Source organism: Microbacterium timonense, from assembly GCF_900292075.1.
Taxonomy (GTDB): Bacteria; Actinomycetota; Actinomycetes; order Actinomycetales; family Microbacteriaceae; genus Microbacterium; species Microbacterium timonense.
Window position 1 is genome coordinate 482,274 of sequence record NZ_OLMV01000002.1, and the last position, 14,623, is coordinate 496,896.

13 protein-coding genes are annotated in these 14,623 nt (G+C 66.7%); 12 read left to right on the forward strand and 1 reads right to left on the reverse strand.

Translation table 11 applies throughout. The features are described from left to right. Positions 1-17: 17 nt before the first annotated feature. Positions 18-773 (reverse strand): SDR family NAD(P)-dependent oxidoreductase, encoded by a 756-nt coding sequence (locus C9992_RS08095; protein ID WP_200826258.1) that lies wholly within the window; start codon positions 771-773, stop codon positions 18-20. A gap of 227 nt (positions 774-1,000) precedes the next feature. Here C9992_RS08095 and C9992_RS08100 point away from each other — a divergent pair, with 227 nt between their 5' ends. From C9992_RS08100 to C9992_RS08155, 12 genes are all read left to right on the forward strand, one after another. Beyond that, complete coding sequence (locus C9992_RS08100; RefSeq protein ID WP_106815064.1) at positions 1,001-2,989, forward strand: acetoacetate--CoA ligase; 1,989 nt, start codon at positions 1,001-1,003, stop codon at positions 2,987-2,989. Positions 2,990-3,134: 145 nt separating this feature from the next. Then, entirely contained in the window at positions 3,135-3,836 is a 702-nt protein-coding gene (locus C9992_RS08105) for a FadR/GntR family transcriptional regulator (protein WP_106815065.1), read from the forward strand. A 176-nt stretch (positions 3,837-4,012) separates the two neighbouring features. Then, positions 4,013-5,158, forward strand: a complete 1,146-nt coding sequence (locus C9992_RS08110) for a sugar ABC transporter substrate-binding protein (protein ID WP_160150849.1) — start codon at positions 4,013-4,015, stop codon at positions 5,156-5,158. A 4-nt stretch (positions 5,159-5,162) separates the two neighbouring features. After that, positions 5,163-6,692, forward strand: a complete 1,530-nt coding sequence (locus C9992_RS08115; protein ID WP_106815067.1) for a sugar ABC transporter ATP-binding protein — start codon at positions 5,163-5,165, stop codon at positions 6,690-6,692. After that, complete coding sequence (locus tag C9992_RS08120) at positions 6,689-7,744, forward strand: ABC transporter permease (protein WP_106815068.1); 1,056 nt, start codon at positions 6,689-6,691, stop codon at positions 7,742-7,744. The genes C9992_RS08115 and C9992_RS08120 overlap by 4 nt, the downstream gene beginning before the upstream one ends. Positions 7,745-7,829: 85 nt before the next feature. Then, the gene (locus C9992_RS08125; protein ID WP_160150850.1) at positions 7,830-8,705 is read left to right on the forward strand and encodes a VOC family protein; all 876 of its coding nucleotides are present in this window, start codon (positions 7,830-7,832) and stop codon (positions 8,703-8,705) included. Positions 8,706-8,736: 31 nt separating this feature from the next. Further along, a complete protein-coding gene (locus C9992_RS08130; RefSeq protein WP_106815070.1) occupies positions 8,737-9,954 on the forward strand; it encodes an acetyl-CoA C-acyltransferase in 1,218 nt (405 codons plus the stop codon). Positions 9,955-9,965: 11 nt separating this feature from the next. After that, positions 9,966-10,403, forward strand: coding sequence for a carboxymuconolactone decarboxylase family protein (locus tag C9992_RS08135; protein ID WP_106815071.1), 438 nt, complete (start codon positions 9,966-9,968; stop codon positions 10,401-10,403). Positions 10,404-10,414: 11 nt separating this feature from the next. After that, positions 10,415-11,680, forward strand: a complete 1,266-nt coding sequence (locus C9992_RS08140; protein WP_106815072.1) for a CaiB/BaiF CoA transferase family protein — start codon at positions 10,415-10,417, stop codon at positions 11,678-11,680. After that, a complete protein-coding gene (locus C9992_RS08145; RefSeq protein WP_106815073.1) occupies positions 11,677-12,462 on the forward strand; it encodes an enoyl-CoA hydratase/isomerase family protein in 786 nt (261 codons plus the stop codon). Before C9992_RS08140 ends, C9992_RS08145 begins: the two co-directional genes overlap by 4 nt. Continuing rightward, positions 12,459-13,718 (forward strand): acyl-CoA dehydrogenase family protein, encoded by a 1,260-nt coding sequence (locus C9992_RS08150; RefSeq protein ID WP_106815074.1) that lies wholly within the window; start codon positions 12,459-12,461, stop codon positions 13,716-13,718. Before C9992_RS08145 ends, C9992_RS08150 begins: the two co-directional genes overlap by 4 nt. Then, entirely contained in the window at positions 13,715-14,593 is an 879-nt protein-coding gene (locus C9992_RS08155) for a 3-hydroxyacyl-CoA dehydrogenase family protein (protein ID WP_106815075.1), read from the forward strand. Before C9992_RS08150 ends, C9992_RS08155 begins: the two co-directional genes overlap by 4 nt. Positions 14,594-14,623: the final 30 nt, after the last annotated feature.

Consider the following 14,623-nt stretch of genomic DNA (forward strand, 5'->3'; position numbering starts at 1 on the left):
TTGTTCTGACGTTCCGGTCACGGAACGGTGAGGCCGCCGTCGATCACCAGGACCTGGCCGGTCATGTAATCGGACTCGGGCCCGGCGAGATGGAGAAGCCACGGCACCAGCTCAGAGGGCTCGCCCATTCGTCGAGCCGGGATCGTCTTCAGCACTTTGCCGTAGAACTCGTCGTTGCCACGGAGTTCCGCGTTGATGTCGGAGACGAAGTAGCCGGGCGCCAGCGCGTTGACTTGGATGCCGTATCTCGCCCACTCCACCGCCAGCGATTTCGTCAGTGCGATGATGCCCGCTTTCGACGCCGCATAGGCACCGTGATGGGGTACGCCCACGATCGCGAAGTTCGATGCGATGTTGACGATCTTTCCCGAGCCTTGCGCAACCAGGTGCCTTCCCGCGGCCTTGGTCACGAGGAAGTTCCCGCGGAGATTGGTTTCGACGATCCGGTCCCAGTCATCGACGGACTGGTCGAGGAGGGGGACGCTGCTCAGCACTCCCGCGTTGTTGACCACGATGTCGATGCGCCCGAACTTCGTGCGAGTCGCCTCGACGAATTCTTCGACGGATGACTCGTCCGTGACGTCGGTGACGCACGCGATCGCACGCTCTCCCTCGGCCTCGGCGTTGGCCACGATCTCGTCTAATGCGGACTTCGTGCGTCCGGCGACCCCCACCGCGGCGCCGGCGCGAAGCAACGATTCGGCCATCTCCCGGCCGAGTCCACGTCCGGCGCCGGTCACGATGGCCACTTTGCCCGCGAGGGGTCTTCCCACCGAAATATCGTTCAAGGTCTCTCCTGTTCGCCGTCCGGTGGACACCGGCATCCGGCCGTGGGCAACGCCGACTCCTCAGCGGTGCGTTCGCGGACTTCCTCGTCGTGGATCCGCCAGCGTCAACAGTCCAGCATTTGCACGTTGACCTAGTTTGGACATTCGTGAGACCGTAAGTCAAGTACGGACCGCCCCGACTACGACGTCCGGAGCGAAAGCGGAGACCCTTCATGACACAGCATTCCCCTGACTCGCTGTCGCCCCACGGGCCGGCGTGGACCCCCGACCCTGAGAGGGTGAAGGACAGCAGAATCGTGGCCTTCACCAAGCAAGTGGAGGCCCGCCACCACGTCGATCTTCCCGACTACGACAGTCTGTGGAACTGGTCGGTCGACAACCTCCCGGAGTTCTGGGCAGAGCTCTGGGCGTTCTTCGACATGCGATCGAGTTCTCCCTATGGCCAGGTCCTGGACTCGATGCGCATGCCGGGCGCCAACTGGTTTCTGGGCGCGCGGTTGAACTATGTGAGCCACGTGTTCCGAGACAGGAACCCGGATGATGTCGCGATCATCGAGGTGCTCGAGGACGGGCACTCCAGCGCGGTGACGTGGCGGGACTTGGAACGCCGGGTCGCCGACGTCGCCGACGCCTTCGATGCTCTCGGGGTCGCTCCGGGCGACCGGGTCGCCGGATATGTGTCGAACACTTCCTCAGCGATCGTGGCCTTCCTTGCCACAGCCTCTCTCGGTGCCGTGTGGTCTTGTTGCGGCACCGACTACGCCGCGGACGCCGCAGCCAAGAGACTCGCTCAGCTGGAGCCCAAGATCCTCGTGGCCGCCGACGGGTACTACTTCGGCGGAAAGTCGTTCGACCGACGTACTGATGCGGTCGGCCTCGCCGACATGCTTCCGACGATCGAGCACGTCGTCCACATCGCACACCTCGGTCTGGAGACTCCCGCTTACGGCCCACCCGTCCTCGAGTGGGACTCCCTCCCCGCCTCCCCCCGCGGTCTGGAGCCGCTCCAGGTTCCGTTCGACCACCCGCTCTGGGTGCTGTACTCCTCAGGCACGACGGGAATCCCGAAGGGAATCGTTCACGGCCACGGCGGGATCACTCTCGACGCTCAGAAGAACTTGGGCCTCCAGATGGACATGACGTCGAAGGATCGGCTCTTCTGGTACACGTCTCCGAACTGGATGATGTGGAACTTCGTCGTCAACGCGCTGCTGCTGGGATCTTCGGTCGTGATCTACGACGGCAGTCCCACCTACCCCTCTGTCGGACGTCTTTGGGAGATAGCGGACGCCTCTGATGCGACGATCCTCGGGGCGAGTCCCGGCTATCTCCAAGCATGCGAGCGGGCGGGCTACCGGGTCCCGCCGTCGCCCAAGCTCCGCATGATCGGCGCCACCGGCTCGCCGGTCCCTCCGAGCGCCTTCGCGTGGGTCCGCGCTCAGCTCGGTGGCGACGTACCCCTTGTCTCGATGTCGGGCGGCACCGACATCTGCTCGGCCCTCGCGTCTGGAGCAGCCAATAAGGCCATCTGGCCGGGTGAGCTGCCGGCCAGAGCCCTCGGCATGGCGGTCGAGACATGGGACGAGACCGGCCAGCCGGTGGAAGGGAAAGTGGGTGAGCTGGTCGTCACCAAACCCATGCCGTCGATGCCGGTGAAGCTCTGGAACGACCCGGATGGGAGCAAATACAAGTCGGCATACTTCGACGTCTATCCCGGCGTATGGCGCCACGGAGACTGGGCGACCATCACCGATCATGGATCCGTCATCATCCACGGGCGTTCCGATGCCACGCTCAACCGGTTCGGCGTCCGGCTCGGCAGCAGCGACATCTATGACGTGGTGGAGAGGCAGCCCGGAATCGTGGAGTCGCTGGTGGTGGGTATCGAGCTGCCGGACGGTGGCTACTGGATGCCGCTGTTCGTCGTGCTCGAGCCCGGCACGGTGCTGGACGACGAGCTGCGCAGATCGATCGCCACGGCCATCAGGGTGGCCACCTCACCCCGGCACGTACCCGATGAGATCATCGCGGTCCCGGCCGTCCCCCACACCCGTACAGGAAAGAAGCTCGAGGTACCGATCAAGCGCATCCTGCAGGGAATGCCGCCCGAGGACGCCGTCAGTCGGGACGCCGTGGACGACGTCGCCGCACTCGACAGCTTCGCAGCGCTCCGTTGGAGAACCCCCGCGTCGACGGGCTGACGGGGACGACGATGGGAGACCGCCTGCACTCGTCGACTCGCGTGGCCCTGAAGCCCCCTGTCTGTCGTTGGACTATGATCTGAGTCACCGGACGGAGTCCTGAATTGGACAGCTTTCCGCTGATTCCGGCAACGATGGGTGGGAAATGTCTAACGTCAAACTGGAGCCCGTGCTGAGGCCGCGTCAGCAGGTGGAGCGCCAGTTGCGGGAAGCCATCACCGCGTCGGAGTTCAAGAGCGGCGATCGCCTTCCCACGGAAGCCGAACTTGCAGAGAACTTCGGCGTGAGTCGATCGACCGTCCGCGAGGCGCTGCGGTCCCTGGTTGCCGAAGGTCTCATCACCAAGGCGCGCGGTTCGAACGGCGGAAGCTTCGTTCAGACTCCCGACCACGACTCGCTCGAGAATCTCCTCAGCGGGACCATGCGCACGATCCTCGCCCTGGGAACGGTCTCCTTCGACGACGTCTCGAGCGTGCGGGAGATGCTGGAAGTACCCGCCGCACGATTCGCGGCAGCCAACCGCAGCGCCGACGACCTCGACCTGCTCAGCGATGTCCTCGACCGTCAGCGCACCACGACGGTGCACGATCCCCTCGTGCCCACCCTGGACATCACATTCCACGGGGCGATCGCCGCTGCGTCGGGCAACCGCGCGCTCTCGGCGTTCGTCGCCGCGCTCCATCGCACCACGCAGCCGGTCACCTTCGTGCGTCTCGGCCCCGAGGAAGGCCGAGAGACCGTCCTCCAGCACATGGCGATCGTCGACGCCATCCGGAAGCAGGACGCCGATCGCGCGGCGGAGGCCATGAGAAAGCATCTCGACTACGTTCGCGACCTGGCCCTGTAGAACGTCTGACATTCGCTCTTTGTTGACAAGGGGTATAGTCCGACATTAGTGTTGGGGTATTCGAGTCGTGAGCGTCTCGCTGCCGGCATCCTCAACGGATAACCGACAAGCGCTCCCGGCTCGACCGCCTCCGCATCGGCGCGCGAGGCAAGAGAGCCCGAACTCAGGAGCGCATGATGCGAATCTTCTCCAAGCGTGTCGCCCTCGTCCTCGCCTCTGCCGCGGCACTGGGACTCCTCGTCTCCGGCTGCGCAGGCACCGATGGCAGCGACGACGCGTCACCCACAACCTCCGGAAGCGTGGATTCGAGCCAGGTCGACGAGATCCTGGCCCCGTACGTCGGACAAGCGAGTGCGTTCCCGGTCGACGAGCCACTCGCTCGCACGCCTGAAGGGGGCACGATCGCCTACCTTCAGTGCGCCACGCCGTTCTGCGCGATCTTCGCCAACCTCCTCGCCCCCGCTGCGGAGGAACTCGGCGTCGATCTGACCGTCACCAAGGCCGACTCCAGCGCGAGCGGCTTGCAGCGAGCCGCGGAGACGATCATCAGCCAGAAGCCCGACGCCGTCATCGTGGCAGGCACCGACCCGGCAGCCATCAAGAACCAGCTCGCGACACTGGAGGACTCGGGCACCCCCGTCCTCTCCAATGGGGCGATCGACGCGTCGTCGTACGGAATCGATGTCGGGTTCAACGACACCGCCGCGATGGAAGTGGTCGGTAGCGTGCTCGCCGCGTGGGCGATCAAGGAACGCGGTGCGGAGGCGAACGCGGTGTTCTACACCACCCCTGAGCTCGTCTTCTCCGGGAAGATCGAGGACGCCTTCACCTCCACGTACGCCGAGCTCTGCCCCGACTGCAAGGTCCGGGTGAAGGACATCCCGGTCGCCTCCATCGGGAGCACCGCGCCCGCGGAGGTCGTCAGCGACCTGCAGGCGAATCCGGACACGAACCTCGCGATCTTCGCAACGGAGGAGGCGGCCACGGGCTTGCCCGCCCAGCTGAAGGTCGCGGGGCTCTCGGATCAGGTGCTCGTGAACGGCTTCGGCGCCACGCCCGCGCAACTGGAAGAGATCCAGGACGGGGAGCTGGCCGGTTCGATGGCCGTGGATGTTCCCGTCATCATGTGGAGCCTCGTCGATGCGGCTGCGCGTCTGATGACCGACCAACCGCTCACGGCGGGCGAGGAATCAGGCATCCCCCCGCTGGAGCTCGTCGATGCTTCGAGCCTCGAGGGCAAGGACGTGACGAACGGCTACTCGGCCTATCCCGACTTCGCCGAGCAGTTCGCCACGCTCTGGAGCGGCTCGGGGGGCAATTGAGCCGATGCGAGCTCTCACCGGCGATCCGCTGCTGCGGGTGCGATCGCTCAGCAAGACCTTCCCGGGCCTGACGGCGCTGGATGGAGTGAATCTGACGGTGCACTCCGGTGAAATCGTGGCGCTCGTGGGTCAGAACGGATCGGGCAAGTCCACACTCGTGAAGACGCTCGCCGGCCTCTATTCGCCTGACCCCGGAAGCGTGATCGAACTGATCCCGCGCGCCGGGGAGTCGGAACAGCCGCCGCGGCTCTACTTCATCCATCAAGACCTCGGGCTCATCCCAACCCTGAGCGCCGTGGAGAACCTGGACCTCGGCAAGCCCCACCGGCTGGGCGGGCTCTTGCCGACACACGCCCGCCGGGAGCGCCGGCACGCTCGCGAATTGATCGCTGAGCTGGGTGCATCCATCGAAGTCGACGAGCCTGTGCAGGGGCTCTCTGCAAGTGAACGCGCCATCATCGCGATCGTTCGCGCACTGGATGGATGGGAGGGTCGCCGCCACGTGCTGGTCCTGGACGAGCCGACTGCCGCGCTCCCCTCTCAAGAAGCCGAGAAGCTCTTCTCCGCCGTGCGAGGAGTTGCGGCCCAGGGCGCCGGGGTTGTTTTCATCTCTCACCATCTCGACGAGGTGATGCAGCTGGCTGACCGGGTCGTCGCGCTCAGAGGAGGACGAGTCGTCGCCGACGAGCCGATCGAAGACGTCGACCGCGCCTCGCTCGTCAGGATGATCGTCGGCCAGGAACTGTCCGCCGCGGAATCCAGCGCGAGGGAGCTCGGCGACGTCGCCCTCCAGGTCGTCGACCTGTACGGAGAGGAGATCGACGGGGTGAGCCTCGAGGTCCGTGCCGGTGAGATCGTCGGGGTCACAGGCATCCTGGGGTCCGGGCGTGAGGAGCTGGCTTCACTCATCTTCGGTCAGAACCGCCCTCACGCCGGGACGATCCGCGTGCATGGACGACCACTCGCTGCGGGCAGACCCCGCGCCTCGATCGCCGCGGGTGTCGGCTTCGTACCCGCCGATCGCCCGGCCCTCGGAGCGGTCATGACACTGACGGCGAAGGAGAACCTGACGCTTCCCGCACTGCGGACGGTGACAGGCGTGCTGGGCTGGATCAGCCGACGCGGCGAAGCGCGTGATGCAGATGCATGGGCGGGTGAAGTTGAACTCGAACCCCGCAATGTCGACCGCCCGCTCACGCTGTTCAGCGGCGGCAACCAGCAGAAGATCGTGCTCGCCAAATGGCTGCGCACCTCACCGAAGGTCCTCCTGCTGGACGAGCCATCCCAGGGGGTGGATGTCGGCGCGAAAGCCGCACTGTACGGATTGATCAGTCGCTCTGCGGAGGCGGGCGCGGCTGTCCTCGTCTCCTCGTCGGATACAGAGGAGCTGGTCGCTCTGTGCGATCGCGTCCTCGTCATGAGAGACGGACTGGTTGTGACCGAAGTCGCCGGCGCCGACCTCACCGAAGAGGCGCTGCTTGCCGATCCGCTGTCCGATTCCGCCCGTTTCGAACGATCTGGGAGTGAGAAATGACCGTAGCCAGGGAGACGGAAGTTTCGGCGGCGGCGAAGCCTCGTCGTGCACCGGACGACCGATCGCGCACATCCATCCGGTGGTATTCGTTCCGGAATATCAGCGCGATCTACCTCTTCATCGTTATCTTCATCGTCTTCAGCCTGTGGGTCCCCCGGACGTTCCTGGACGTCAACACCTGGCGATCGATGTTGGACACCGAGTCGCTGACAGCGATCGTTGCGATCGGTCTGACGATCTCGCTTGCTGCGGGCGTCTTCGACCTCGCCATCGGAATGCAGGTCGGTCTCGCCGGCATCGTGGTGGCGCAGCTCCTGTCGGCGTTCTCGCTTCCGATTCCGATCGCGATCACGATCACAATCGTCGTATCCGCGCTCGTCGGCCTCGTCAGCGGCCTGCTCGTGGTGGGGCTCCGGATCGACTCGTTCATCGCGACGCTTGCGCTGGCCTCTGTCCTCACGGCGGCCGTCCAGTGGGTGTCCGGCGGGCAGCAGATCCTGAACCTCAGTGCGGAGTTCCAGGCTCTCGGCACGAGCGACATCCTCGGGATCACACTGCCCGTGTGGGTCATGGCGATCGTCGGCGTGCTCGGCTGGTACGTGCTCGATCGCACGCCGGCAGGGAGACACATCTACGCCACGGGTGGCAACCCCTCAGCCGCTCGGCTCGCCGGAGTCTCTGTCGGTCGCGTGACGATCATCAGCCTCGTCGTCGGCGGTGTCATCGCATCCTTTGCCGGCATCCTCTTCTCCTCGCGGATCGGCGTGGGCGACCCCACGATCGGGCCGGCGTTCCTGCTGCCCGCCTTCGCTGCGGCAACGCTCGGTTCGACCCAGTTCCGAGCGGGCCGCTACAACATCCTGGGCACCCTGGTGTCCGTGTTCGTGCTGGCAGCGGGAAGCAAAGGACTGCAGCTCGCGGGTGCGCCCACGTGGATTCCCGACCTCTTCAACGGTCTGGCGATCATCCTCGCGGTCGGCCTCGCGAAGTGGGAGGGCAGGTCGTTGCGGGCCATGGCCGTGCGTCGGAGATTGGCCGATTCGCACGGATGAGAGCAACGCGATTGTAGGGCTGATGCCCTATAGTGAGTATGTCCAACATTCAACACGCTGGATCCTACGAGGAGGTGGGTCAGTAATGACCGCAGCAGGAACGATTTCTGAAGTCGGCTACGTGAGCCTGGGGACACGTGATCTGAAGGCGTCGATCGACCATGCCGAGAAGTTCCTGGGGCTACGCGTCACTGAGACCACCGCCGACAAGGCATACCTCGCCGCACAGGACACCCATCACGAGCTGGTCTACGTTCAGGCGGAGCAGAACGGGGCGGACCACTTCGGCCTGCTGGCCTCGAACTCCGACGAGCTCGCGGCGATCCGCGAGAAGGTCGACCGGGCCGGATACCGAGTGCTCGCGGAGCAGCCGATCGAGGAATACGCCGAGGCCGGCTTCGCCTTCGTGGGTCCGGAGGGGTACACCTGGCATATCCATCAGGCTGCCGATCGGTACGACGTGCGTGCCGGCGGAGTCGGAGTCGACCGGTTCGGTCACATCAACCTCAAGGTCAACGACTCCCTCGCCCAGCGCGACTTCCTCGTGAACATCTTCGGAATGAAGGTGTCGGACCAGATCGGCGACGACGTCGCGTTCTTCTTGCGGTGCAACCCCGACAACCACGGCATCGCCGTAATGAAGCGCCCGGACGTCGCACTTCACCACCACGCGTGGCAGGTGCAGAGCATCGCCGATCTCGGACGGCTGGGAGACCGGCTGATCGCGAACGGGTCGAGGCTCGTCTGGGGGCCGGTCCGGCACGGCGCAGGGCACAACATCGCGGCGTACTACCTCGAGCCCGCGGGAGGGATCGTCGAGGTGTACGCCGAGATGGAGCAGATCTTCAACCCCGACCGCGGCGTCAAGCAGTGGGACCCAGAGGACCTCCGGTGGATCAACCAGTGGGACGGGCAGATCCCGGAGATGCTCCACTACGGGCTCGCACCGGTGGCCCGTTGATCGTCGCGCACCGCACCGGGGAGACTCCGATATGACTGAAGCGGTCATCGTCGCGATCGGTCGTTCGCCGATCGCACGTGCGCGCAAAGGCGGGCTCGTCGACGTACGAGCGGACGAACTCGCCACGCAGGTCTTCCAAGGAGTTCTCGACCAGGTGCCGGATCTCGATCCGACAGCCCTCGAGGACCTCTACCTCGGCGTGTCCGAGCCGAGCGGGGAGCAGGGTTTCAACCTCGCCCGGCAGGTCGCGGCTCTGCTCGGATTGGACGACCTGCCCGGGGCTACCGTCAATCGCTTCTGCGCCTCGTCGCTGCAGGCCACACGCATGGCATACCACGCCATCAAGGCCGGAGAGGGCCACGCGTTCCTGGTCGGCGGAGTGGAGTCGATCTCCCGCTATCCCGCGCTGGACCCGCAGCCGAATCTGCGATTCTCCGACCGCACCAAGGAGATCGGTGAGCGGATCGCCAGCGGCAAGAGCTGGGGCGATCCCCGTACGGACGGTGTGGCGCCGGACGGCATGATCACGCTCGGCTTCGGCATGGGACTCACCGCCGAGAACGTCGCGCGCATGACGGGAACCACCCGAGCCGATCAGGATGAGTACGCCCTGCGCTCCCAGTCGCTCGCGGCGCGTTCGGCATCGGACGGATTCTTCGCCCGAGAGATCGTTCCCATCATCCGCCCCGACGGATCTCGGTTCACCGCAGACGACAGCATCCGGCCGAGCACGACGCGTCAAGGACTCGCGGCGCTCGAACCCGCCTTCGACCCAGCGGGAACAGTGACAGCAGGAAACTGCTGCCCCTTCAACGACGGGGCCTCCGGAGCCGTGATCGTCTCCGCGGAGTTCGCGGCCTCACACGGCCTCACGCCTCTCGCCCGTATCGTCGCGACGGGCGTAAGCGGACTGTCACCGGAGATCATGGGCCTGGGGCCGGTGGAGTCATCCGAGCGCGCGCTCTGGCTCGCGGGCATGACGATCGACGACATCGACATCGTGGAGATGAACGAGGCCTTCGCCGCGCAGGTGCTTCCGAGCGCACGACAGCTGGACATCGACATCGCCGAGAAGCTCAACCCCTTCGGCGGCTCGATCGCGTTGGGGCACCCGTATGGAGCGACCGGCGTGCGGCTGCTGACCACTCTGATCAACGGCTTGCGCACGCGCGACCAGACCCTCGGCATGGCGACGCTCTGCGTCGGCGGAGGTCAGGGTATGGCAGTCGTGGTCGAACGGATGAGCTGAGGGAGCCTCGTATGCAGGATCACGATTCGCACGGGCCGAACGAGCCTCATCTCAGCGACGACGAGCGCCGCGCATCGGGGTTCCGTGTGCGGCGGGAGGTGCTCTCGGACGGTCACGTCGACCGCGCCATCGAGCGCACGACGTGGCTCACCGAGGACTTCCAGGACTTCATCACCAGGGTCGCGTGGGGAGAGATCTGGTCCCGCCCGCAGCTCGATCGCCGTACCCGCTCCATCGTGGTGCTCTCCTCCCTCATCACCGGGGGGCACCACGCCGAACTCCGGATGCATCTGGTGGCAGCGCACCGCAACGGGCTGACCGTCGACGAGATCCGGGAGATCATCCTGCAGACAGCCATCTACGCCGGGGTACCGGCGGCCAATGCGGCGTATCGCGTCGCCGCGGAGGTCTTCGGCGATGGGTCCATCACTCCCCCGGACCCGGACTGAGAGACGGCGAGATGTCCACACCATCCACCGGTCCCCGCGGGGGCGAGCCCCGCAGCGGACCGCTCGCAGGGTTGCGCGTCCTCGATCTGACGACCTCCTACGCCGGCCCCACCGCCTCGATGTACCTGGCGGACCTCGGGGCCGAGGTGGTGAAGGTCGAGCGTCCCGGGGTCGGTGACGACGCACGCACGTGGGGACCCCCGTTCGTCGACGGAGCTTCCGCATGGTTCGCGTCGGCGAATCGCAACAAGCGCTCCTTCGCCCTCGATATCGGCTCAGAGGAGGGACGGGCGCTGCTGCACCGCCTGATCGCCACAGCCGACGTGTTCCTGCAGAATGTGAATCCCTCCAAACTCGGCCGTCTCGGCATCGATCCCGACGAGCTCACGCAGCGGCACCCCAGGCTGATCTACTGCTCGATCTCCGGCTTCGGCTTCGACGGACCGGCCAGGGACCAGCCGGGTTACGACCTCGCCGCGCAAGCCCGATCGGGTCTCATGTCCGTGACCGGCGCGAGGGGCGGGTCTCCGCAGCGCGTATCGACCGCCCTCTCCGACATCGTGACCGGAATGTGTGCGGCCCTGGCCATCAGCGCAGCCGTGGTCCGGCAGCGCGGCGAGGGAGTCGGCGAGGTGATCGACGTCTCGCTGCTCGACTCCGACCTCGCGCTCATGGCACCGCGCATCGCCGCCTACCTCGCCGGCGACCCGGAGCCTGCGCCGAGCGGTGGCACCGATTCGGTACTCGCCGTCTACCAGACGTTCCCCACGGCCGATCGGGACATCGTCGTCGCGATCGGGAACGACTCGATGTGGCAGCGCTTCTCCACCTGCCTCGGGCTGACCGAACTGGCCGCGGATGACGACCTTGCGACCAACGCCGGGCGCCGGGAGCAACGCGGGCGGATCACCGCGGCCATTGCGGCGAAGCTTGCCGAGCACCGTGCCGAACATTGGCTGGCCGTGCTCGGCGAGCGCGGCGTGCCGTGCTCGCTCGTCCAGTCGCTCTCCGAAGTGGTCACGGACCCGCAGGTGGTCGAGCGCGAGAGCATCCTCCCCGTACCGGGGGGCCGAACAGGACTTCACTCCGTTCACAGCCCGTTCCGGTTGCGGACGATCCCTGGGCCTCGCAACGAGCGCTTCCCCGAGCTCGGGGCCGACACTCGCGCACTTCTGGAGGAACTCGGATGCTCCGCCGACGAGATCGAGCGGATGTCAGAAGCGGGCGTGGTCGGCGCTCCCGTCACGGTCGACACGAAAGGGGCCCCTGCTCGATGACTGACAGCATCATCCTCAGCGATCGTCGGGACGACGTCGCGATCCTCACCATCAATCGGCCGGGCGTCTACAACGCCCTCAACGGCGCCGTGCTCGCGGGTCTGGAATCCGGGCTGGCTGAGGCGACGGCATCCGGAGCCCGTGCGGTCATCGTCACCGGGACGGGAGAGAAGGCCTTCAGCGCGGGCGCGGACCTCGACGAGTTCGCCGGCCTTGACTCCGCGACGGCGCAGGATCGCCTCCTCGCCGGTCAGCGTGTCATGGATGCCGTCGAGTCGAGCACGATTCCGGTCATCGCGGCCGTCAACGGCGTCGCGTTGGGAGGAGGCTTCGAGCTCGTGCTCGCATGCACATTCTCGGTCCTGTCGACGAAAGCCTCGCTCGGGCTTCCGGAATCCGGCCTCGGGCTCATCCCCGGGTACGGCGGCACACAGCGGCTTCCCCGCGCCGTCGGCCGGGCGGTGGCGGCTCATCTGATGCTGTCCGGTGCCCGCATGGGGCCGGATCGGGCGTACCAGCTCGGCCTCACGCCGGTTCCGCCTGTCGAGCCGGAGGCCCTCCTCGCCGAGGCCCTGGGCGTTGCGGGGACCCTCACCTCGAAAGGTCCCCGTGCGCAACGGGCGATCCTCGCCGCGCTGCGCACGAGCGCTCCCTCAGCGATGGACCTGCACCTGGAGGCGGTGCTCGGTGCCATCGCTACCGGGGGCTCCGAGGCCGCCGAAGGCATCGGCGCCTTTCGGGAGAAGCGCGCCCCGCGGTTCGGAGAGGGAGGACGGCCATGAGCCTGACGCAGACCCTGAGTCGTGTCGTCATCGACGAAGACCCCGACGCGTACGTCGCCGCGCACGGCTCCCTCGATGAGTCCGTCGCGGATGCTCTGCTCACCGACCGCGAGCGGGAGATCCGCGCCCTCACCCGTCGCGTCGTCGCCGAGGAGGTCGCGCCGCGTGCGGCCGAGACCGATCGGACCCACGAGTTCGCCGGCCAGGGGGTGCGCGCTCTGGCATCCGCCGGCTTGGGCGGACTCGTCTTCCCCGAACGGTTCGGCGGATCGGGAGACAGTCACGTGGCCTACGCGGTCGCCATGGAGGAGATCACGGCCGGCTGCGCCGCGACGAGTCTCGTCTACATGACTCAGACCCACGCGGCATACCCGATCCTTCTTGCGGGCAGCGAGGAGCTGGGGCAGAAGTACATCCCGGATCTCCTCGCCGCGAGGACGTACGGATCGATGGCGATCACCGAGCCGGATGCCGGCAGCGACGTGTCCAGCATCCGCACCCGCGCAGCGCGGGCCGCGGATGGCGAGTCGTACGAGATCTCGGGGGCGAAGACCTTCATCACGACGGGTGACCGGGCGGACGTCATCGTCTGCTTCGTGACCGTCGATCCGAAGCTCGGCAGGGACGGCGTCACGGCCTTCGTCGTCGACGGCGACGCGCCGGGCGTCGAGACCGGCGCTCCGTTCGAGAAGATGGGCATGCACGGCTCCTCCACCGCCGAGGTCTTCCTGCACGGCGTTCCCGTGGCCGCGTCGCAGCGCTTGGGCGGCGAGGGATCCGGATGGCAGATCGTCATGTCGTCGGTGATCAAGTCCCGCATCAGTGCAGCGGCCCAAGGGGTCGGCCTGGCGCGAGACGCCTACCTGCGCACCCTCATCGCGCTCCACCGCATCCACGGCCCCCGACTCCCGGAGGACATCACTTTCGAGCTCGCTCAACTGCGCGGCGACATCCTCAAGGGTCGCCTGCTGCTGCTTGCCACAGCGCGCGAAGTGGATCGCTCCGCGCACCCTTCGACCGCACACATCGCGATCATGAAGCAGGCATGCACCGATCTCGGCTGGCGGACCGCCCTCACGGCGACGGGTCTGCTCGCCGCCTATGGAGACCTCGCCGACCTCGGGGTCGAGCGGACCCTTCGAGACGCCAAAGTCACCCAGATCTACGACGGGACGAACGAGGTGCAGCGCCTCCTCATCGCCCGCGACACGCAGCGCCGGGACCCGGCACCCAAGCCCCAGGGAGGCATCCGATGACCGATACCGCAAGGACCGTGGCGGTGCTCGGCGCCGGCACGATGGGATCAGGAATCGCCACGGTGATGGCGCGCGGTGGCCAGCGGACCATCGTCTATGACCTCGATGATGTCCGGGTGAAGGGCGCGGTGGACTACGTCCACGGCTTTCTCGACAAGAGCCTCGCGCTGGGGAAGATCGGCGCCGATGCGGCCGCGCTCGCCAAATCGAGAGTGACCGGCACGACCGACCTGGCAGATCTCGCCGGGGCCGACGTCGTCGTCGAGGCCGTCTTCGAGGACCTCGCGGTGAAGAAGGACCTCTGGGGTCAGCTGGACGATATCGTCGACGAGCGGACGCTGTTCCACACGAACACCTCTACGCTGTCTGTGACCGCCATCGCCGCCGGATCGAAGCACCCCGGGCGCGTCGTCGGAACCCACTACTGCAATCCCGCCCCGCTGATGAAGCTCGTCGAGGTCGCCGACGGTCGGCACACCGCGGACTGGGCCCACCAGGCGACGCTCGCGTTCCTCTCGGAGGTCGGAAAGACCACGGTGGTCACGAAGGACCGGCCCGGCTTCATCCTCAATCGGTTCCTGATCCCGTGGGAGAACAGCTGCATCGACGCGCTCGAGGCGGGGCTGGGCACGAAGGAGACGATCGACGCCGCCGTCACCGGCGCTCTCGGACACCCGATGGGGCCGTTCCGCCTCCTCGACATCGTCGGTCTCGACGTGCACTGGCAGGTCGCCATGCGCCTCTACGAGCAACTGCGCGAGCCGCGGTTCGCGCCCCCGCCGATGGTCGAGCGCATGATCGCCGCGGGTGACCTCGGCCGGAAGACCGGTCGCGGTTTCTACACGTACGACGACACCACACTCTTCGGCGCCTGAGACGCCTCGATCGGATGGACGGGAGCTGAC